This is a genomic window from Shinella zoogloeoides (genome assembly GCF_033705735.1).
Taxonomy (GTDB): Bacteria; Pseudomonadota; Alphaproteobacteria; order Rhizobiales; family Rhizobiaceae; genus Shinella; species Shinella zoogloeoides_A.
On sequence record NZ_CP131130.1, the window covers coordinates 1,344,499 to 1,363,574 of the forward strand.

Sequence of the window (19,076 nt, forward strand, 5' to 3'; positions counted from 1 at the left end):
CTGTTCTACGAGACGGCGGAAAACGCCCACGGCCTGAAGCACGATCCCTTCAAGGCGATCGTCGCGCCGCGCCCGATCGGCTGGATCGGCACGAAGGCGGCGGACGGGCGGCGCAACCTGTCGCCCTATTCGTTCTTCAGCGCGGTGAGCGACAGGCCGAAGCTCGTAATGTTCTCCTCCAGCGGTCACAAGGACAGCGTGACGAATATCGAGGCGACCGGCGTCTTCACCTGCTCGCTGGCCAGCCGGCATCTCGCCGCGGAGATGAATGCGAGCTCGGTCGCCGTGCCCTACGGTGTCGACGAATTCGATATCGCGAAACTGACGCCGGTGGCCGGCCGGCTCGTCGATGCGCCCTATGTCGGCGAGGCCCATGCGGCGCTCGAATGCCGGGCGACGCAGATCCTGCGGCCGCTCGGCCTCGACGGGCGTGAATCGGACAACTGGGTGGTATTCGGTGAGGTCGTCGGCATCCATATAAGCCGGGAAATCCTGAAAGACGGCATGATCGACATGGCCGTCGCCCGGCCGCTCGGGCGGATGGGCTACATGGATTATTGCGACGGCGGAGCGGATGTCTTCGCCATGACGCGGCCGAAGGCCGGGTGAGGGTGGATCCTCGGGCTCGACCCGAGGATCCACTCGCTGGGCAACATTCTTCGCCTCACCGTCCGGTTAACGGATATGGTGAACCAATCTTAAACACTTTGGCGATACCTTGGCCTCCGTAGCGTATACAGGCGTTTGGGGCGTCCATTGATCGTTCATGCATTTCTCCGTTGGGTCGAGACCGCGCGGGCAGCCGACAGGGCGAAGGCCGCCAGCGTGCTGGCGCGGGCCTATAGCCGTTCGCGCATCGCGCCGGACGACCGGCATGCGGCGGAGATGGCGATGATCTTCCTGCTCGACGACCCGGCGCCGAAGGTGCGGCTCGCACTGGCGGAGGCCCTTGCCGAGAGCGAGGACGCGCCGCGCGCCGTCGTTCTGCCGCTGGCGGAAGACCAGCCGGAAATCGCCGCGCATATCATTCTGTGTTCGCCCGTGCTGACGGATGCCGATCTGGTCGACCTTGCCGCTAAAGGCGGCGACATGACGCGCATGCTGATCGCACACCGCGCCATCGTCTCGCGGCCGGTTTCGGCGGCGCTTGCGGAAGTCGGCGCGGCGCCGGACATACTGGCGCTTCTCGAAAACGAGGGCGCGGCGATCTCCCGCCGCAGCCTGACGCGCATCGCCGACCGGCTCGGGCACGACGCGGAAATCCGCGCGCTCCTGCTCGACCGGACGGACCTGCCGAGCGATGCCCGCCATGCGCTGGTCGAGAAGATCGGCTCGGCGCTTGCCGGCTTCGGGCTGATCCAGGCCGCCGTCGGCACGAGCCGGGTGGAGCGCATCACGCGCGAGGCCTGCGACGTCGCGACGATCGGCATGGCCGCCGAAGTGGGAGCGGGCGAAATGCCGGCGCTCGTCGAGCACCTGCGCATCGCCGGCCGCCTGACGCCGGTCTTCCTCATGCATGCGCTGTGCACCGGCCGCGTCGAGTTCTTCGCGGCGGCCATCACCAATCTTTCGGGGCAGGCGGAACGGCGCGTCCGCTCGATCCTTTCCGACGGCCGCGAGGCGGCGGTGCGTGCGCTCTACGAGACGGCCGGCCTCGGCCGCGATATCAGCGCGCTCTTCGCCGAGGCGACGATGCTCTGGCGTAGCGAGGCCAAGGGCGGCGACGGCCTGCTCTCGGTCTGCGAACGGTTGCTCACCCGCGCCCGCGCCACGGGCAACGCCTCCTGCCAGTCCATGCTTGAACTGGTCGAGCGGCTGGCCATCGCCGAGCAGCGCCAGACGGCGCGAAGCTACGCGCTCATCGCGACGCGGGAAGCGGCGTAAGGACGCCTCCGACTATACTTCCGATCAATCGGCGAAGCGCTTCACGACCCAGGAATACCCGCCTTCCGCATAGCGGACCGGCGTGGTGACGGCGGCCTTCAGGGAGGCGGCGTCGGGGATGGCCTTTTTCACGAAGGCGAGCGTGCGGGCGGCAAGGCCCTGCCGCGCCTGTTCGGTTTCGACAGGGGCAGGGACTTCCATGCCCGTCGCCGGCTCGGCCGGCTTCGGATCGGGCACTGTTACCTCGGCCGTCATGCGGTCGCCCGAGGTCTCGCAGACGGCGACGATGACGGGATAGTTCTTGTCCTGATGCCGGTTGATATAGGTCTCGGCCTGTGCGTCGCAAAGCGCCACGGTCTGCCAGCTCCGGTCGACCGTATCGATGTAGTGGCACTGGGTCGCGCTGTCGTCGCAGCCCATGATCGTCATGACGATGAGCGCAGCTTTCATGGCCGTCCTTTCCGCGTTGGATGGCCCCGGTTAGAGGCCGGCATTGCCGCGAAAATATGGCGGCAAGGCCTCAGATATCGAGGTTGTCGGCGAAGACGGCGCGCTCCTGGATGAAGCGGAAGCGGGCCTCCGGCTTGGTGCCCATCAGGTCGTCCACCGCCGTGCGCGTGCCTTCGAAATCGACGTCGTCTATCGCCACCTTCAGGAGCGTGCGCTTGGACGGGTCCATCGTCGTTTCCTTGAGCTGCGCCGGCAGCATCTCGCCGAGGCCCTTGAAGCGGCCGATCTCCACCTTGCCGCGCCCGTTGAACTCGGTGCGCATCAGCTCCTCGCGGTGCGCGTCGTCGCGCGCATAGAGCGTCTTGCCACCCTGGCTGATGCGGTAGAGCGGCGGCACGGCGAGGTAGAGGTGCCCGCCGCGGATGAGATCCGGCATCTCCTGGTAGAAGAAGGTGATGAGCAGCGAGGCGATATGCGCGCCATCGACGTCGGCGTCGGTCATGACGATGACGCGTTCGTAGCGCAGGTCCTCGTCGCGGTATTTCGAGCGCGTGCCGCAGCCGAGCGCCTGCACCAGATCGGAAATCTGCTGGTTGGCGCCGAGCTTTTCCCGCCCGGCGCTGGCGACGTTGAGAATCTTGCCGCGCAGCGGAAGGATGGCCTGGTTGGCGCGGTTGCGCGCCTGCTTGGCCGAGCCGCCGGCCGAATCGCCCTCGACGATGAAGAGTTCGACACCGTCGGCCGAACTCTGCGAGCAGTCGGCGAGCTTGCCGGGAAGGCGCAGCTTGCGCACGGCCGTCTTGCGGCTCACTTCCTTTTCCTTGCGGCGGCGCATGCGCTCTTCCGCCCGCTCGATCACCCATTCGAGCAGCTTGGCGGCTTCAGCGGGGTTGTCGGCAAGGTAATGGTCGAAGGGGTCGCGCAGCGCGTTCTCGACAATGCGCTGGGCCTCGACGGTGGCGAGCTTGTCCTTGGTCTGGCCGACGAATTCCGGCTCGCGGATGAAGACCGAGAGCATGCCGACCGCCGAGATCATCACGTCGTCGGTGGTGATGGCGGCCGCGCGCTTGTTCTGCGTCAGCTCGGCGTAGTTCTTCAGGCCCTTGGTGAGGGCGATGCGCAGGCCCGCCTCATGCGTGCCACCATCGGCCGTCGGGATGGTGTTGCAGTAGGAGTGGATCAGCGAATCGCCGCCGTACCAGGTGACGGCCCATTCCAGCGAGCCGTGACCGCCCGACTTCTCGCTCTTGCCGGCGAAGATCTCGCGGGTGACGGTGTAGTCCTTGCCGAGCGTCGCCTGCAGGTAGTCCTTCAGGCCGCCGGGGAAGTGGAAGACGGCCTTTTCCGGCGTCTCGGAGCCTTCCGGCAGCAGCGAGGGATCGCAGCTCCAGCGGATTTCCACGCCGCCGAAGAGATAGGCCTTGGAGCGGGCCATGCGGAAGACGCGGCCGGGATCGAAACGGGCATGCGCGCCGAAGATCTCCGGGTCGGGATGGAAGCGCACCCGCGTGCCGCGACGGTTGTGTACGTCGCCGAGGTCTTCCAGCGGCCCGAGCGGCTTGCCGCGCGAAAAGCGCTGGCGGTAGAGCTTGCGGTTGCGCGCGACCTCGACTTCGAGGAGGTCGGACAGCGCATTGACCACCGAAACGCCGACGCCGTGCAGGCCGCCCGAGGTCTCGTAGGCCTTGCCGTCGAACTTGCCGCCGGCATGGAGCACGGTGAGGATGACCTCCAGCGTCGACTTGCCGGGCATCTGCGGATGGTTCTCGACCGGGATGCCGCGGCCGTTGTCGGTGACGGTCAGGCAGCCGTCCGCATCGAGATTGACCTCGATGAAATTGGCATGGCCCGCGACGGCCTCGTCCATCGAGTTGTCGATGACTTCGGCGAAGAGATGGTGCAGCGCCTTTTCGTCCGTGCCGCCGATATACATGCCGGGGCGCATGCGCACGGGCTCGAGGCCCTCCAGCACGCGGATGGCCGAGGCGTCGTAGCCGCCGGAGCCTTCGGCCGGGGCGGCGGGCGCCGGCGCGCTCTCGGCGGCGGGGGCCGGAGCGGGCGTGGGCACGGGCTTTTCCTCCGCCGCGGCGGGCTGCCGGGCGGGCTCGGAAGGCATGTTGGCGAAAAGGTCGTTATTGTCGTCTTGCATGGGCCGTTCAGAGTTTGTTCCGTTTGCCGGTTCTTCCCGCCGATCCATGGGGATCAGGGCCGGCAAGGATGAGGTCGTCAGCGAATCACTGGCGACTCTGCCAGATTCCGTGGGTTTTCGCGATGTCCGGACGCGCCAACCGCCGGGCGAGGATTGCTTTGCGCGCGGACGGATGGCAAGTATCGCCAGCCCAGGGGAGCCTCACTTCATGCGTCAGTCCACAGTTCATTCTCTCCGCCGGCTGATTCTGGCCGCGCTCTTCGCCGGTTTTACGGCCGACAGTGCCGCCGCGCTGACGCTCAAGCCCTGGAAGGACGAGCTCTTCGGCTATCCCGCCGTGGTCGAGACGACGGATAACGGCGCGCTCCGCGTTGTCGATTACCAGGAGATGCGCGACATCAACGGCCGCGACCAGGTGCCCGAGCGGCGCGTCAGATCGGCCTATGTCTCGACGGCGGTGAAGAAGGCGCAGCAGAACCTGACGGTGGATACGCCCGCCGGGCCGATCGACGTGGCGATGACCGGCAAGGGCGAGGGGGCGTCCTTCACCGTCATCTTCATCCACGGCCGGGGCGGCGACCGGCGGCTCGGCAACAACGACTGGAACTTCGGCGGCAATTTCAACCGCATCAAGAACCTCGCCGTGCAGAACGGCGGCGTCTACTACGCGCCGAGCGTGCCCTCCTTCGACGATGCGGGCGCGGCGCGCATCTCCGGCCTGATCCTGCGCGCCAAGGCGCTTTCGCCGGACAGGCCAGTCATCCTCGCCTGCGCCTCGATGGGCAGCTTCATCTGCGCCCGCGTCGTGCGCGATGCGACGGCGGTCAGGAGCCTTTCCGGCATGGTGCTGATGGGCGGGGCGGCGGATGGCGACTATGCCAAGACCCCGGCCTTCAAGGCGAAGCTGCCGGTCTTCTTCACCCATGGCGACAGCGACAGCGTCTATGCGGCCAACGACCAGATCGCCGTCTTCCGCAAATTGCTGAAGGCCGGCATTCCGACGCGCTTCGTGCTGTTCCAGACCGGAGGCCACGGTACGCCGGTGCGCATGACCGACTGGCGCGAGACGCTGAACTGGATCTTCGCGCAGTAAGCGTTCCCGCTCAGATCGAGCGTAGCAGGACCTTGGTCGAGCCGACGGCGGCGGCAATATCACGGTAGTGGCTGGCGCGCTTCTCCGAATTTTCCGAGGCGCGCAGGAGCTGCGTCTGCGCCTCCTCGATGACCTGCCGGGCCGCCTCCATAGCCTTTTCGAGATTGCGCTTGCGGACGGCCGTATAGGTCTTCGTCTCCTTCATGCGCGCATTGCCGCGCGAGCGCATGCGCGGGGCCTTTGCGTCGAGATTGGCGGCCTGGATGCGCCCGAGCCGGCCGGCGGCGCGCTGGACGATCTGCCGGGCCTCGTCATAGGCCTTGCCCTTCGGGATGCGCCGGGCGATGTCGAGGAGGCGCTGGCGCAGGCAATCGATACGGTAGACCGGCTCGTAGGCCGCGCATTCGGCGCTGGCGGCGTTGATGTTCCTGACGATGGAGCGGGTGAGGTAGTCGGTCGGCGTCGGCGTATCCATGAGGCCGCCGCCCGACCCTGTGGCGATTCCCGTGTTCGTGCCGCCGCCCGGCGCCGGGGCTGCCTGTCCGTAGGCCTCCGGCATGGAGCCGAGGGCGAGCGTCGTTGCAAGGAAGGCGGCTGCGAGCGTGCGCACCGTTTCAGGCTTTCCCATCGTCCTTCCGCCTCCCGCTACTGTGTCTGCCCGAAGGCCATGCGCATGCTGCGCTGGGTGCCCGCGCCGAGATCGCCGTCTATCGCGCCGGTATAGAACCTGTTGCGCCGGAGTTCGGCCTGCAGGGCGCGCCGTGTTTCCGGCTTGAACATGGTCGGGCGGTTGGTGAGCTGCGCCAGCACGTCGTCGACGCCCGCGCGTAGCGCTTGGTAGAGATAGGCCGCGGCATCCTCGGGCGTCTTGCCGGGAACGATGCCGTCGTCGATGAGGGCGGCGACGTTGAACATGGCCTGCGGATGGCGCAGGTCCGCCGCCCTGATGAAAAGCTCCACCGCCTTCTTCGGATCGCGCGGCAGGCCCTCCGTTCCCTGGTAATAGAGGAAGCCGAGATCGTTGATGGCATCGGCAAAGCCGAGATCGGCGGACCTGCGGTAGAGCTTCAGCGCCTCGGGCACGTTCTGCGGCGTGCCGATGCCCTTTTCATGGAGCTTGCCGAGCTCGAACATGGCCTCCGCATCGCCGGCCTCCGCCGCCTTGCCGAAGAGCCTGAAGGCCTCGGACGGCTGGAACTTGGCCGAATCCGGCGAGAGCGCCATATAGCCGAGGCCGATCATTGCGCGGGTGTTGCCTTCCTCGGCAAGGCTTGCGAGTTGTGCCGCCTGATCGGGTTTCAGCGCCTGCCACTGGCCGGCCTTGTCGGCGATATCGGCGACCTTCGCGTCCCCGCCGGCGAGGAAAAAGGGCGCGCCCGAGAGCGAGCCGTAGAAATGCGGCTGCTGGCGATTGGCCGTCAGGCTCATCACCCTGTCGCGGACCTGTCGGAAGACGAGGCCGATCTCGACATCGGGACGCGGCAGGCTTTCGAGGATGGCGCTGGTGAAGGGGCTGTGCTCGCCTTCGCCGTCGAGCGCCACCTTGCCGCCCTCCGCGGCATAGACGACCAGCATGCCCTGCGCGGGATCGGGCGCGGCGAGCCCGTCGCCCGTCGCCGAGGCGCCGGCCATGCCGGCCGTCGCGGCGAGATCGTAGGAGGCGGGGAACGGGTTATTGCGGCAGGAATCGAGAATGACGATGCGCAGCTTGCGGGCCCTGGCGACGCTGCCGAGCACCGAGCGCAGGCTGACCGCCTGCTCGGGAATCTTTCCGGGATCGTCGACATGGATGTCGACGGGAATGAGATAGTTCTCGCCCGCCGCCTCGACGCCATGGCCGGCATAGTAGACCATGGCGATATCCGCCGTTTCGGACTTGCGCGAGAAGGCGGATATCGCGTCCTTCATCTGCGCGAGCGGCACGTCGATTGCAAGGTCGACCGTGAAGCCGAGCTTTTCGAGCATGGCGCCGACCGCGCGGGCATCGGCCTCGGTGTTGCGCAGCGGCGAGATGGAGGTATAGGCGGACATGCCGACGACGAGCGCGACACGCCGTGCGCTGACTTCACGCGAAGCCAGCGTCTCCTCGGCCGTCACGCGGCCGACCGGGGATTTTATCGGCATCAGGCCGCGCGTCTGCGCCGGGCCGTCCTGTGCCGCCGCGCCGCCGGCAAGCAGGAGCACGGCCATGGCGACGGCTATGCGGCGTCGTGAAGGAAGCATGCGCCCCGTCCATCCTGCATCGATCGATCTCGGCCTTGCTCCATTACGTTTCACGAACGCGGAATATTCAAGCCCGCGCGCGGCAGAACGCACCTTTTCTTGGCGGCCCCGATTTGCTACGCCCCATGCCAACGCTTTATGGAGGGGATGCTCATGACACCGGACGTTACACCGCTCGTCGCCGGAAACTGGAAGATGAACGGCACGCGCGCATCGCTCGACCAGATCAAGGCGATGGCCGAAGGCGTGAAGGGGCCGCTCTCGCAGAAGGTGGAAACGCTGATCTGCCCGCCGGCGACCCTGCTCTATGTCGCGACCGCGCTCTGCGACGACAGCCCGCTCCAGATCGGCGCGCAGGATTGCCATGAGAAGGCCTCCGGCGCGCATACCGGCGACATCTCGGCCGAGATGATCGCCGACTGCTTCGGTACCCATGTCATCGTCGGCCATTCCGAGCGCCGCACGGACCACGAGGAGAGCGACGCGCTGGTGCGCGCCAAGGCCGGGATCGCCCACCAGAACGAGCTCATCGCCATCGTCTGCATCGGCGAGACCGGCGACGAGCGCAAGGCCGGCAAGACGCTGGACGTGCTCAAGACCCAGCTCGCCGCCTCCGTGCCGGACGGCGCGACGGCGGCAAACACCGTGATCGCCTATGAGCCGGTCTGGGCCATCGGCACGGGCCTGACGCCGACGGCGGCGGACGTGGAGGAGGCCCATGCCTTCATGCGCGCCGAGCTGACCGCGCGCTTTGCCGGCGAGGGCGCGAAGATGCGCATTCTCTATGGCGGCTCGGTCAAGCCGGGCAATGCGAAGGAACTGATGGGCGTCGCCAATGTCGACGGCGCGCTGATCGGCGGGGCGAGCTTGAAATCGGACGACTTCCTTGCCATCTACCGCGCATATGAAGCGCTGACGGCCTGAGGCCCGTCCGCCGGCCCGCAAAAGGGCGGGCGGAACGACGGGAAGGGCTTGGAATGCCGCGCGGCTTGGTATATTGAGCCGCAAACCTGAAATTTGGCCGTCTGGCCGGGATCTTGGAAAACATGCAGACCATCTTGCTCGTCATCTATCTCATGGTCGTCGTCGCGCTGATCGGCGTCGTGCTGATCCAGCGGTCTGAAGGCGGCGGCCTCGGCATCGGCGGCGGCTCCGGTTTCATGTCCGCCCGCGGCACGGCCAATGCGCTGACGCGCACGACCGCGATCCTCGCGACGCTGTTCTTCGTTCTGGCGATCGGCATGGGTATTCTCGCCCGCTACGAGACGCAGCCGACGGACATTCTCGACCGCATTCCGGGCACGACCGGCACGGGCGGCGTTCTCGACGCGCTCGGCGGCGCCCAGCAGAACCAGGGCACGCAGAACAACACGAACCAGATCCCCGCGACGACCGGCACGCAAACCGTTCCGAGCGAAGGCGGCGCGGCCACCGGCACGGGCAACTCGTCGACAACGACGACGGGCACCGGCACGGGTACCGCCACGGGCGAGGGCGGCAACGCCGGCGTCCCGAGCGGCCAGTAAGCCGCAAAAGCGAAAACAAACCGGCCGGTTGGCGCAAACCAACCGGCCTTCTTCTGTGTAAAACGCCGATTGCGACTTCCGAAATCACGCCCAAGGTGATTTTTCGGTAGCGGAATCGATTTTGAAAAGGTATCCGGTGACTCCCATGGCGCGATATGTATTCATCACTGGCGGCGTGGTTTCTTCCCTCGGAAAAGGCATCGCGGCCGCTGCACTCGGAGCTCTCCTTCAGGCCCGCGGTTACCGCGTGCGCCTCAGGAAGCTGGACCCCTATCTCAATGTCGACCCGGGCACCATGAGCCCGACGCAGCACGGCGAGGTGTTCGTCACCGACGACGGCGCGGAGACCGACCTCGACCTCGGCCACTATGAGCGCTTCACCGGCCGCTCGGCGACCAAGACCGACAACATCACCACCGGCCGCATCTACAAGAACATCATCGACAAGGAACGCCGCGGCGACTATCTCGGCGCGACCGTGCAGGTCATCCCGCACGTCACCAACGAGATCAAGAACTTCGTCACCGAAGGCAATGACGACTACGACTTCGTGCTCTGCGAGATCGGCGGCACGGTGGGCGACATCGAGGCCATGCCCTTCATGGAGGCGATCCGCCAGCTCGGCAACGACCTGCCGCGCGGCACCGCCGTCTATGTCCACCTGACGCTGATGCCCTATATCCCGGCCGCCGGCGAGTTGAAGACCAAGCCGACGCAGCATTCCGTCAAGGAGCTGCAGGCCATGGGTATCCACCCGGACATCCTGCTGGTGCGCGCCGACCGCGAAATCCCGGAAGCCGAGCGCAAGAAGCTCTCGCTGTTCTGCAACGTGCGCCCGACCGCCGTGATCCAGGCGCTCGACGTCGCGTCGATCTACGACGTGCCGCTCGCCTATCACAAGGAAGGCCTCGACGACGAGGTGCTGGCCGCCTTCGGCATAGAGCCGGCGCCCAAGCCCCGCCTTGAGGCCTGGCAGAAGGTTTCCGACCGCATCAAGACGCCGGAAGGCGAGGTGACCATCGCCATCGTCGGCAAGTACACCGGCCTCAAGGACGCCTACAAGTCGCTGATAGAGGCGCTCTATCACGGCGGCATCGCCAATCACGTCAAGGTCAAGCTCGAGTGGATCGAGTCGGAAGTCTTCGAGAAGGAAGACCCGGCGCCTTACCTCGAGAAGGTGCACGGCATCCTCGTTCCCGGCGGTTTCGGCGAGCGCGGCTCGGAAGGCAAGATCAATGCGGCGCGCTTCGCCCGCGAGCGCAAGGTGCCCTATTTCGGCATCTGCTTCGGCATGCAAATGGCCGTGGTCGAGGCCGCGCGCAACCTCGCCGGCATCGAGAAGGCATCCTCCACCGAGTTCGGCAAGACGGCCGAGCCGGTCGTCGGCCTGATGACCGAATGGGTGAAGGGCAACGACCTGGAGAAGCGCTCCGCTTCCGGCGATCTCGGCGGCACGATGCGCCTCGGTGCCTACCGCGCCTCGCTCAAGGGCGGCACGAAGATCGCCGACATCTACGGCTCGACGGACATTTCCGAGCGTCACCGCCATCGCTACGAGGTCAATGTCGACTATAAGGGCAAGCTGGAAAGCTGCGGCCTCGTCTTCTCCGGCATGTCGCCGGACGGCCTTCTGCCGGAAACGGTCGAATATGCCGACCATCCGTGGTTCATCGGCGTTCAGTATCATCCGGAACTGAAGAGCCGTCCGCTCGATCCGCATCCGCTCTTCGCAAGCTTCGTGGAAGCGGCGCTGGAACAGAGCCGCCTCGTCTGAGAACAGCGTTCAAACGAAAAGCCCGGCATTTCCGCCGGGCTTTTTGCATTTCAGGGCACTCAGCGCGAATAGGGCGAGAAGCACTGCTTGCGCGGGCCGTTGTTCGGCTGGAACGTGTTGTCATAGGCCCGGTACGTGCGGTAGCGATTGGCGCACCAGTTCACATGAGCGCTTCCGCCGGCGCGTGGCTGGTTGGCGACCGCGCCGCCGATGGCAGCACCGAGGCCGAAGGCGGCCAGCGGATACCACCAGCCGTCCGAATGGCGGCGGTAGCCCGGGCGATAATGGTTATAGCCGCGATGGCCATGCCAGCGGCGCTGGTGGCGGTACTGTACCTGTTCCACCGCGGAGGCCGAGGGGACGGGAACCTGAGGAAAAGTGACCGCCTGGGCAGGCACGAAGGAGGTGAGGGCAACGGCGACCGAAAGGGCGCCGGCGGCAAGGCCGGACTTCATCTTCAGCATGGGATAACCTTTCCTGCTTGTTTGGCGCCAGAACGTCCTCAGGCCGGATTCGGTTCCATTTCTGCCGCACGCGCAGATGGTTTTTGCGCGAAATGTCAAAAAAAACGGGCTGGTCCGCCTTTCGGCTCGCCAACCCGTTCCGGTAAGTTTGCGGATCAGGGTGTTCGGGGTACAGGGGCTTTCGCCGCAATCCGGCTGCATCTCCAGATCTCCTGTAAGGCCGATCATGCCCGAACGCCTTTTTGCCGATTGACATAAGGCGCAGCTTTTTTGACAATTTCCACATGATCAGGCAAGCGCCGCGGCAGGGGCCGCTCGACGTGACCATCCTTCTTTTGCCGGAGTCGTCGATCATGTCGCTCGCCTCCGTGCTCGATCCCATGCGCGCGGCCAATCGCGTCATGCCGGAACCGGTGTTCCGCTGGACGATCCTGTCGCCCGGCGGCAAGCCCGTGGTGCTGACCTGCGGCGTGGAAATCCGCGTCGACGGCAGCTTCGACGACGCCATGAGCGGCGATGCGCTGCTCGTCATCGCCGGCTTCAACCAGGATCGCCACGCGAACCGCAGTTTCATTAGCCGGCTTAAGAAAGTGACGCGCCGGTTCGGCATCGTCGCGGGTATCGAATCGGGTTGCTGGCTGCTGGCGCGTTCGGGCCTCCTGGACGGGCGCGATGCCACAGCGCATTGGGAGGAGCTGGAGGATTTCGCCGCCGCCTTTCCGGCCCTCAACGTGCGGGCGGACCGCTTCGTCACCGACGGGCCGCTCTGGACCTCGGGCGGCGCCTCGCCGACCTTCGACATGATGCTGCATCTGGTGCGTGAGCGCTTCGGCTCGGCCGTCGCGCTCGATGTGGCGAGCGTCTTCGTCTATGACGAGACCCATGCGGCGACGGACGCCCAGCCGCTCGTCTCGCTCGGCCGGCTTGCCGAACACCAGCCGGATCTTGCCGCCGCCATCCGCTTGATGGAGCGCACCATCGACCGGCCGCTGACCATCGCGGCGCTGGCGCGCCGGCTCGGCTTCTCGACGCGCAAGCTGGAGACGCTGTTTGCGGGCGGGCTCGGCATCGGACCGGGGAAATATTACCTGCGCCTACGGCTGACCGCCGCGCAGCGCCTCGTGCGCGACACGCCGCTGTCGATGCAGGATGTGGCGCTGCGCAGCGGCTTCGACAGCCTCTCCGCCTTTTCCCGCGCCTTCCGCAATCATTTCGGCGCGAGCCCGCTGAAGCTGCGGGCGGAGGTTCGGGTGAAGGGGTGATGCCGGTAAGGAAGTGTTTGACGCGCGGATCCTCGGGGCGAGCCCGAGGATGACCGAGGGGAGGAGACGGTTTCCCACCCGTTCAACGGTGCGCAATGCAGTACTCTTCCATCGCGCGCATCTTCTCTTCTGTCGTCATCCTCGGATTCAACCCGAGGATACACGCCGCACGGCGCGCACTCACTCCAAACAAAAAGGCGGGCCTGAGGCCCGCCTTTTCTGTCTCGCTGCCGATCCTAGTGCAGGATCTGGCTGAGGAAGAGCTTGGTGCGCTCGTGCTGCGGGTTGTCGAAGAACTCGGCCGGCGAGTTCTGCTCGACGATCTGGCCCTGGTCCATGAAGATGACGCGGTTGGCGACCTGACGGGCAAAGCCCATTTCATGCGTCACGCACAGCATGGTCATGCCTTCCTCGGCCAGCGACACCATCGTGTCGAGCACTTCCTTGACCATTTCCGGGTCGAGCGCCGAGGTCGGCTCGTCGAACAGCATGATCTTCGGCTTCATGCACAGCGAGCGGGCGATCGCCACGCGCTGCTGCTGGCCGCCCGAGAGCTGGCCGGGATATTTGTGCGCCTGTTCCGGGATCTTGACGCGCTTGAGGTAGTGCATCGCCACTTCCTCGGCGTCCTTCTTCGGCATCTTGCGCACCCAGATCGGGGCCAGCGTGCAGTTTTCCAGGATCGTCAGGTGCGGGAAGAGGTTGAAGTGCTGGAACACCATGCCGACCTCGCGGCGCACCTCGTCGATCTTCTTCAGGTCGTTGGTCAGTTCGATGCCGTCGACGACGATCTGGCCCTTCTGGTGCTCTTCGAGGCGGTTGATGCAGCGGATCATCGTCGACTTGCCGGACCCCGAGGGGCCGGCGATGACGATGCGCTCGCCCTTCATGACCTTCTGATTGATGTCGCGCAGAACGTGGAAGTCGCCGTACCACTTGTTCATGTTGGTGATCTCGACGGCGACGTCCGTTGCGGACACTTCCATCTTTTGCGCCTGGGCCTGGTTAGCCATTGTTGTTTCCTCTCAGTTATCTTTTGTGGCTCGTGTCGAGCCGGCGTTCCACGAAGGCCGAGTAGCGCGACATGCCGAAGCAGAAAATCCAGAACACGAAGCCGGCGAAGATCAGGCCCGTCAGCGGCGTGACGGGGGTGATCCAGCCCGAATCCCCAAAACTCGCCTTCACGATGCCCAGCAGGTCGTACATCGAGATGATCGTGACGAGGGACGTATCCTTGAACATGCCGATGAAGGTATTCACGATGCCCGGTATCACGAGTTTGATGGCCTGCGGTAGCACGACGAAGGTCATTTTGTGGAAGTAGTTTAGACCAAGAGCGTCGGCCGCTTCATATTGCCCTTTCGGAATGGCTTGAAGACCACCGCGAATAACCTCCGCCATATAGGCGGACGCGAAGATCGACACGCCGACGAGGGCACGCAGGAACTTGTCGATATTGTTGCCCGGCGTCAGGAAGAGCGGCAGCAGCACGCTCGCCATGAAGAGGACGGTGATCAGCGGCACGCCGCGGATCAGCTCGATGAAGACGACGCTGACCGTCTTCATCACCGGCATGCGCGAGCGCCGCCCGAGCGCCAGCAGGATGCCCGCCGGCAGCGAGACGACGATGCCGACGAAGGAGAGGATGAGCGTCACCATCAGTCCGCCCCACAGCGACGTCTCCACATGCCGCAGGCCGAACGAGCCACCGAGCAGCAGGAAGAAGGAAACGAGCGGGAAGGCGATGAGCAGCAGGAGAGCGTTCAGTCCCTTGCGCGGCACCTTCGGCATCAGGAACGGCACGAGCAGCGCCACGAACAGCGCGACCACCAGGAGCGGCCGCCACAGCTCGTCGCGAGGATAGGAGCCGAACATGAACTGCACGAAGCGATCGTTCACATAGGCCCAGCAGGCGCCGCTCCAGCCGGTCGGCAACTGGCCGCCCTGGTCGGTGGTGAGGCAGACCGTGCGGTCCGCCCCGGTCCAGACCGCGGAGACGAAAAGCCAGTTGAGCGCCTTCGGCACGTAGTAGAGGATCGCCGTGATGGCGAGGATGGACAGGATGCTGTCCTTCCACGAGGCGAACAGGTTGTTGCGGATCCAGGCGAAGGCCGATGCCTCGGAGGCCGGCGGCTTTTCCGCTTCGAGGAACCGCTCGCGGACATAGGTCGTGGTCTCGGTCATCTCAGCGCTCCACCAGGGCCATCTTGGCATTGAACCAGTTCATGAACAGCGAGGTGATGAGGCTGATCGAGACATAGATCAGCATCCAGATCGAGATGATCTCGATCGACTTGCCGGACTGGTTGAGGATGGTGCCGCCGACCGCGACGAGGTCGGCATAGCCGACGGCCACCGCGAGCGAGGAGTTCTTGATGAGGTTGAGATATTGCGAGGTGAGCGGCGGGATGATGATCCGCAGCGCCTGCGGCAGCACGACGAGCCGCGTTGCCTGCCCGGCACGAAGGCCGAGCGCATAGGACGCCTCCGACTGGCCCTTCGACACGCCGCGAATGCCGGCGCGCACGATCTCGGCGATGAACGAGGCCGTGTAGAGCGAGAGCGCGAGATAGAGCGCCAGGAATTCCGGCCCGATCACCATGCCGCCCTTCATGTTGAAGGAGCCGGGGACCGGATAGTCGAGCGAGAGCGGCATGCCCATCAGCACATGCACGACGAGCGGCAGGAGCACGATCAGGCCGAGATTGACCCAGAGCACCGGCGGGCGCTTGCCCGTGGCGCGCTGGCGCCCATTCGCCCAGATCGTGAAAGCGATCGCCGTGACGATGCCAAGGAGGAAGGCGCCGAACACGATCCCGAAACCTTCGCCGAAGACCGGCGCAGGCATATAGATGCCGCGGTTCGAGATGAAGAATGCGGCGTCGGGGTTTTCCTGCACATGCTGGAAGATGCTGCGGATCGACGGCAGCAGGGCGAGAACGCCGAGATACCAGAAGAAGATGACCAGCAGCGGCGGGATGTTGCGGAAGATTTCCACATAGACCGTGCAGAGCCTGGCGATCAGCCAGTTGTGCGACAGGCGCCCGATGCCGACGAGAAGGCCGACGATCGTCGCGGTGACGATGCCGGCGGCGGCGATGACGAGCGTGTTGATGAGGCCGACCTGCAGCGCGCGGAAATAGGTGGAATCGCTGGAATAGGCGATCAGCGTCTGCGCGATGTCGAAGCCGGCGCGGCTGTTGAGGAAGCCAAAGCCCGCCGACATGTTGGCGCGGGCGAGGTTCTGGATGACGTTGTGCCACGCATACCAGACGGCGGCGACGATTATCACGAACGTCACGATCTGATAGACGACGCTTCTCAGCGCTGGATTGTAGAGTAGAGATACCTTCGGCGGTTCGCCGGACCCTGTTCGGGCATCCGCAAGAGCCATGCATTTCCCCTGACGTTGTTTTCGCCCTGTTTTCCGGGCGTTTCATTAAAGGGGAGGGCAGTTTTCTGCCCTCCCGATGCGGTCGATCCGGTTAGCGGATCGGCGGAGCGTACTGCAGGCCGCCCTTCGTCCACAGCCCGTTCAGGCCGCGGGCGATCTTGAGCGGGGAGCCTTCGCCGATATTGCGTTCGAAGGATTCGCCGTAATTGCCGACGGCCTTGATGATCTGCACGGCCCAGTCCTTCGGCACGCCGAGGTCGGCGCCGATGGTGCTGTCGGCTTCTTCACCGAGGAAGCGCTTGATGTCCGGGTTTTCGGACTTCTTCATCTCTTCGACATTCGCCTGCGTGATGCCGAATTCCTCGGCGGCCACCATCGCGTAGTGCGACCAGGTCACGATGTCGAACCACTTGGAATCGTTCTGGCGGACGGCCGGGCCGAGCGGCTCCTTGGAGATGATTTCCGGCAGGACCATGTGGTCGTCCGGATTGGTCATCTTCAGGCGGATCGAGTAGAGACCCGAGGCGTCGGTCGTGTAGGCATCGCAGCGGCCGGCATTGTAGGCGGCGTCCGCCTCATCCTGCGCTTCGAAGACGACCGGCTTGAAATCCATGTTGTTGGCACGGAAATAGTCGGCAAGGTTGAGTTCGGTGGTCGTGCCGGACTGCACGCAGACGGATGCGCCGGAAAGCTCCAGCGCGGACTTCACGCCGAGTTCCTTCTTCACCATGAAGCCCTGGCCGTCATAGTAGTTGACTGCGCGGAAATCGAAGCCGAGCTGCGTATCGCGGCTGATGCTCCAGGTGGTGTTGCGGGAAAGGATATCGACTTCGCCGGACTGCAGGGCCGGGAAGCGGTCCTTGGCCGAGAGGGGCGTGTACTTCACCTTCGTGGCATCGCCGAAGACGGCGGCGGCCACGGCCTTGCAGAGATCGACGTCGAGACCGGACCAGTTGCCCGCCGAATCCTGCGCGCCGAAACCGGCGAGATTCGAGCCGTTCACGCCGCACTGGACGAAGCCCTTGGCCTTCACATCGGAAAGCGTGTCAGCCTGAGATGCCGTTGCGCCAAGCCCCAGTACGGCGGCGCCGACGAGCGCCGTCACGATTTTTTTTGCCATTTTTTACAACCTTTTTCTGTTGTCTTGTTTTATCCGCCGGCCCCTCTTCCCTCAAAGGGCACGCCTGCGGAACTCGCTACCCTCCCGGTGCGAGGTTGCTTATCTCATGCTCAAAATGACGCAGGGTCAAGGGAGGGTCGCCATTTTCCGGCCACGATTCCGATTTTGCCGTCGAATGGCGGAATTTTGGGCGGAAAAGCGTGGATTTGTGCAGTAAATCGCTCAAAAAATCACGCAATCGGCCTTCACGGGCGGGTTTTCGCGTCTTTATCCTTTCGTATTGGGGTTGACCTCAGAGGTCCTCTGGCGAAAAGTCGGCGCCTCCACATTTCTCGCAATTCCCGGACCGAACCCATGAAAAACAGAGACGAAATCCTCGCCGGCGCCGGCGTGAACACCCGCCTTGCCCATGCCGGAAACGACCCGGCCGAGTTTCACGGTTTCGTCAATCCGCCGGTGGTCCACGCCTCGACCGTGCTCTTCCCGAATGCCGCGACCATGGAAAACCGCGGGCAGAAATACACCTACGGCACCCGCGGCACGCCGACGACCGATGCGCTCTGCGCGGCGATCGACGAGCTGGAAGGGTCGGCCGGAACGATTCTCGTGCCCTCGGGCCTTGCCGCCGTCACCGTGCCGTTCCTCGCCTATCTTTCGGCCGGCGACCACGCGCTCATCGTCGATTCGGTCTATCACCCGACCCGCCATTTCTGCGACACGATGCTGAAGCGCCTCGGCGTGACGGTGGAATATTACGATCCGATGATCGGCGCGGGCATCGAGGCGCTGATCCGGCCGAACACGAAGCTGGTGCATACCGAGGCGCCGGGCTCCAACACCTTCGAGATGCAGGATATCCCGGCCATCGCCGCCGCCGCCCACAAGCACGGCGCGGTCGTGACGATGGACAATACCTGGGCGACGCCGCTCTATTTCCGCCCGCTCGATTTCGGCGTGGATGTTTCCATCCATGCGGCGACGAAATATCCGGCCGGGCACTCGGACGTGCTGTTCGGCACCGTCTCGGCCAACGCCGCCCATTGGGAGCAGCTGCACGAGACCCAGATCACGCTCGGCACCTGCGCCTCGCCGGACGATGCCTACCAGGTGCTGCGCGGCCTTCGCACCATGGGCGTGCGGCTGGAGCGGCACCAGGAAAGCGCGCTGGAGCTCGCCCGCTGGCTGGAGGGCGTCGACGACGTTTCGCGCGTTCTGCATCCGGCCCTACCGAGCTTCCAGGGCCATGATCTCTGGAAGCGCGACTTCAAGGGTGCGAGCGGCATCTTCTCCATCGTGCTGAAGGGCGGCTCGCCGGAACGCTACAAGGCCAAGGCCCATGCCTTCCTCGATGCGCTCGGCATTTTCGGCCTCGGCTATTCCTGGGGCGGCTTTGAGTGCCTTGCCGTGCACGTGTATCTTGGTGACCGCCGGGTGGCCAAGGGGCCGGAGGAGGGGCCGGTGCTGCGGTTGCAGATCGGCCTCGAGGACGTGAAGGATATCAAGGCGGATATCGAGCGCGGGCTGGCCGCGGCGCGGGCGGTATAGGGCAGGATTGCCCCTCATCCGGCCTGCCGGCACCTTTGTAACTTCCCTTTATCCGCGAAAGCCGGTGTATTTGGCATTGCGGTGGCGGATGGCATCCCGCAGCACTTTTGGGACACCAAGCCCGCGGGAGAGCCCGGGTCTCCATCCGCCGTTCCATCGAACCCGAACAGTCGCCAGGGCCGCTCGACATTG

At 65.1% G+C, this 19,076-nt stretch carries 17 protein-coding genes; 8 read left to right on the forward strand and 9 right to left on the reverse strand.

What is annotated here, in order from left to right:
• The gene (locus ShzoTeo12_RS07020) at window positions 1-609 is read left to right on the forward strand and encodes a flavin reductase family protein (protein ID WP_318912393.1); all 609 of its coding nucleotides are present in this window, start codon (window positions 1-3) and stop codon (window positions 607-609) included.
• A 147-nt stretch (window positions 610-756) separates the two neighbouring features.
• A complete protein-coding gene (locus ShzoTeo12_RS07025) occupies window positions 757-1,884 on the forward strand; it encodes a DUF2336 domain-containing protein (protein WP_318911848.1) in 1,128 nt (375 codons plus the stop codon).
• Window positions 1,885-1,908: 24 nt separating this feature from the next.
• On the opposite strand, the gene ShzoTeo12_RS07030 is transcribed toward ShzoTeo12_RS07025, so the two are convergent.
• Window positions 1,909-2,334, reverse strand: a complete 426-nt coding sequence (locus ShzoTeo12_RS07030; RefSeq protein WP_318911849.1) for a hypothetical protein — start codon at window positions 2,332-2,334, stop codon at window positions 1,909-1,911.
• Between the two features lie 70 nt (window positions 2,335-2,404).
• The gene (gene parE / locus ShzoTeo12_RS07035) at window positions 2,405-4,483 is read right to left on the reverse strand and encodes a DNA topoisomerase IV subunit B (protein WP_318911851.1); all 2,079 of its coding nucleotides are present in this window, start codon (window positions 4,481-4,483) and stop codon (window positions 2,405-2,407) included.
• A 208-nt stretch (window positions 4,484-4,691) separates the two neighbouring features.
• Between parE and ShzoTeo12_RS07040 the strand changes: the two genes are divergently transcribed.
• Complete coding sequence (locus tag ShzoTeo12_RS07040) at window positions 4,692-5,576, forward strand: alpha/beta hydrolase (protein WP_318911852.1); 885 nt, start codon at window positions 4,692-4,694, stop codon at window positions 5,574-5,576.
• A 10-nt stretch (window positions 5,577-5,586) separates the two neighbouring features.
• Here the strand turns inward: ShzoTeo12_RS07040 and ShzoTeo12_RS07045 are convergent, their stop codons facing one another.
• The gene (locus tag ShzoTeo12_RS07045; RefSeq protein ID WP_318911854.1) at window positions 5,587-6,204 is read right to left on the reverse strand and encodes a hypothetical protein; all 618 of its coding nucleotides are present in this window, start codon (window positions 6,202-6,204) and stop codon (window positions 5,587-5,589) included.
• A gap of 17 nt (window positions 6,205-6,221) precedes the next feature.
• Entirely contained in the window at window positions 6,222-7,799 is a 1,578-nt protein-coding gene (locus tag ShzoTeo12_RS07050; protein WP_318911855.1) for a caspase family protein, read from the reverse strand.
• 153 nt (window positions 7,800-7,952) lie between these two features.
• On the opposite strand from ShzoTeo12_RS07050, the gene tpiA reads away from it, so the two are divergent.
• From tpiA to ShzoTeo12_RS07065, 3 genes are all read left to right on the forward strand, one after another.
• Window positions 7,953-8,723, forward strand: a complete 771-nt coding sequence (tpiA, locus tag ShzoTeo12_RS07055; RefSeq protein WP_318911856.1) for a triose-phosphate isomerase — start codon at window positions 7,953-7,955, stop codon at window positions 8,721-8,723.
• A gap of 122 nt (window positions 8,724-8,845) precedes the next feature.
• A complete protein-coding gene (gene secG / locus ShzoTeo12_RS07060) occupies window positions 8,846-9,325 on the forward strand; it encodes a preprotein translocase subunit SecG (RefSeq protein ID WP_318911858.1) in 480 nt (159 codons plus the stop codon).
• A 136-nt stretch (window positions 9,326-9,461) separates the two neighbouring features.
• Entirely contained in the window at window positions 9,462-11,099 is a 1,638-nt protein-coding gene (locus ShzoTeo12_RS07065) for a CTP synthase (protein ID WP_162911485.1), read from the forward strand.
• A 59-nt stretch (window positions 11,100-11,158) separates the two neighbouring features.
• Here ShzoTeo12_RS07065 and ShzoTeo12_RS07070 read toward each other — a convergent pair whose 3' ends face one another.
• Window positions 11,159-11,563, reverse strand: coding sequence for a BA14K family protein (locus ShzoTeo12_RS07070; RefSeq protein WP_318911859.1), 405 nt, complete (start codon window positions 11,561-11,563; stop codon window positions 11,159-11,161).
• 284 nt (window positions 11,564-11,847) lie between these two features.
• Between ShzoTeo12_RS07070 and ShzoTeo12_RS07075 the strand changes: the two genes are divergently transcribed.
• The gene (locus ShzoTeo12_RS07075) at window positions 11,848-12,825 is read left to right on the forward strand and encodes a GlxA family transcriptional regulator (protein ID WP_318911860.1); all 978 of its coding nucleotides are present in this window, start codon (window positions 11,848-11,850) and stop codon (window positions 12,823-12,825) included.
• A 236-nt stretch (window positions 12,826-13,061) separates the two neighbouring features.
• Here the strand turns inward: ShzoTeo12_RS07075 and ShzoTeo12_RS07080 are convergent, their stop codons facing one another.
• From ShzoTeo12_RS07080 to ShzoTeo12_RS07095, 4 genes are all read right to left on the reverse strand, one after another.
• Window positions 13,062-13,838 (reverse strand): amino acid ABC transporter ATP-binding protein, encoded by a 777-nt coding sequence (locus ShzoTeo12_RS07080; RefSeq protein WP_318911862.1) that lies wholly within the window; start codon window positions 13,836-13,838, stop codon window positions 13,062-13,064.
• 16 nt (window positions 13,839-13,854) lie between these two features.
• Window positions 13,855-15,009 (reverse strand): amino acid ABC transporter permease, encoded by a 1,155-nt coding sequence (locus ShzoTeo12_RS07085; RefSeq protein ID WP_119259246.1) that lies wholly within the window; start codon window positions 15,007-15,009, stop codon window positions 13,855-13,857.
• Between the two features lies 1 nt (window position 15,010).
• A complete protein-coding gene (locus tag ShzoTeo12_RS07090) occupies window positions 15,011-16,219 on the reverse strand; it encodes an amino acid ABC transporter permease (RefSeq protein WP_318911864.1) in 1,209 nt (402 codons plus the stop codon).
• Window positions 16,220-16,310: 91 nt separating this feature from the next.
• Window positions 16,311-17,339, reverse strand: coding sequence for an amino acid ABC transporter substrate-binding protein (locus tag ShzoTeo12_RS07095; protein WP_318911866.1), 1,029 nt, complete (start codon window positions 17,337-17,339; stop codon window positions 16,311-16,313).
• 354 nt (window positions 17,340-17,693) lie between these two features.
• On the opposite strand from ShzoTeo12_RS07095, the gene ShzoTeo12_RS07100 reads away from it, so the two are divergent.
• The gene (locus tag ShzoTeo12_RS07100) at window positions 17,694-18,884 is read left to right on the forward strand and encodes a cystathionine beta-lyase (RefSeq protein ID WP_318911867.1); all 1,191 of its coding nucleotides are present in this window, start codon (window positions 17,694-17,696) and stop codon (window positions 18,882-18,884) included.
• Window positions 18,885-19,076 lie beyond the last annotated feature (192 nt).

Bases quoted from the DNA above. Each gene is read 5' to 3' on its own strand.
- ShzoTeo12_RS07100 (WP_318911867.1), top strand. From the start codon at position 17,694: ATGAAAAACAGAGACGAAATCCTCGCCGGCGCCGGCGTGAACACCCGC.
- ShzoTeo12_RS07040 (WP_318911852.1), top strand. From the start codon at position 4,692: ATGCGTCAGTCCACAGTTCATTCTCTCCGCCGGCTGATTCTGGCCGCG.
- parE (WP_318911851.1), bottom strand. From the start codon at position 4,483: ATGCAAGACGACAATAACGACCTTTTCGCCAACATGCCTTCCGAGCCC.
- ShzoTeo12_RS07085 (WP_119259246.1), bottom strand. From the start codon at position 15,009: ATGACCGAGACCACGACCTATGTCCGCGAGCGGTTCCTCGAAGCGGAA.
- tpiA (WP_318911856.1), top strand. From the start codon at position 7,953: ATGACACCGGACGTTACACCGCTCGTCGCCGGAAACTGGAAGATGAAC.
- ShzoTeo12_RS07095 (WP_318911866.1), bottom strand. From the start codon at position 17,339: ATGGCAAAAAAAATCGTGACGGCGCTCGTCGGCGCCGCCGTACTGGGG.
- ShzoTeo12_RS07050 (WP_318911855.1), bottom strand. From the start codon at position 7,799: ATGCTTCCTTCACGACGCCGCATAGCCGTCGCCATGGCCGTGCTCCTG.
- ShzoTeo12_RS07070 (WP_318911859.1), bottom strand. From the start codon at position 11,563: ATGCTGAAGATGAAGTCCGGCCTTGCCGCCGGCGCCCTTTCGGTCGCC.
- ShzoTeo12_RS07045 (WP_318911854.1), bottom strand. From the start codon at position 6,204: ATGGGAAAGCCTGAAACGGTGCGCACGCTCGCAGCCGCCTTCCTTGCA.
- ShzoTeo12_RS07080 (WP_318911862.1), bottom strand. From the start codon at position 13,838: ATGGCTAACCAGGCCCAGGCGCAAAAGATGGAAGTGTCCGCAACGGAC.
- ShzoTeo12_RS07030 (WP_318911849.1), bottom strand. From the start codon at position 2,334: ATGAAAGCTGCGCTCATCGTCATGACGATCATGGGCTGCGACGACAGC.
- secG (WP_318911858.1), top strand. From the start codon at position 8,846: ATGCAGACCATCTTGCTCGTCATCTATCTCATGGTCGTCGTCGCGCTG.
- ShzoTeo12_RS07090 (WP_318911864.1), bottom strand. From the start codon at position 16,219: ATGGCTCTTGCGGATGCCCGAACAGGGTCCGGCGAACCGCCGAAGGTA.
- ShzoTeo12_RS07075 (WP_318911860.1), top strand. From the start codon at position 11,848: ATGATCAGGCAAGCGCCGCGGCAGGGGCCGCTCGACGTGACCATCCTT.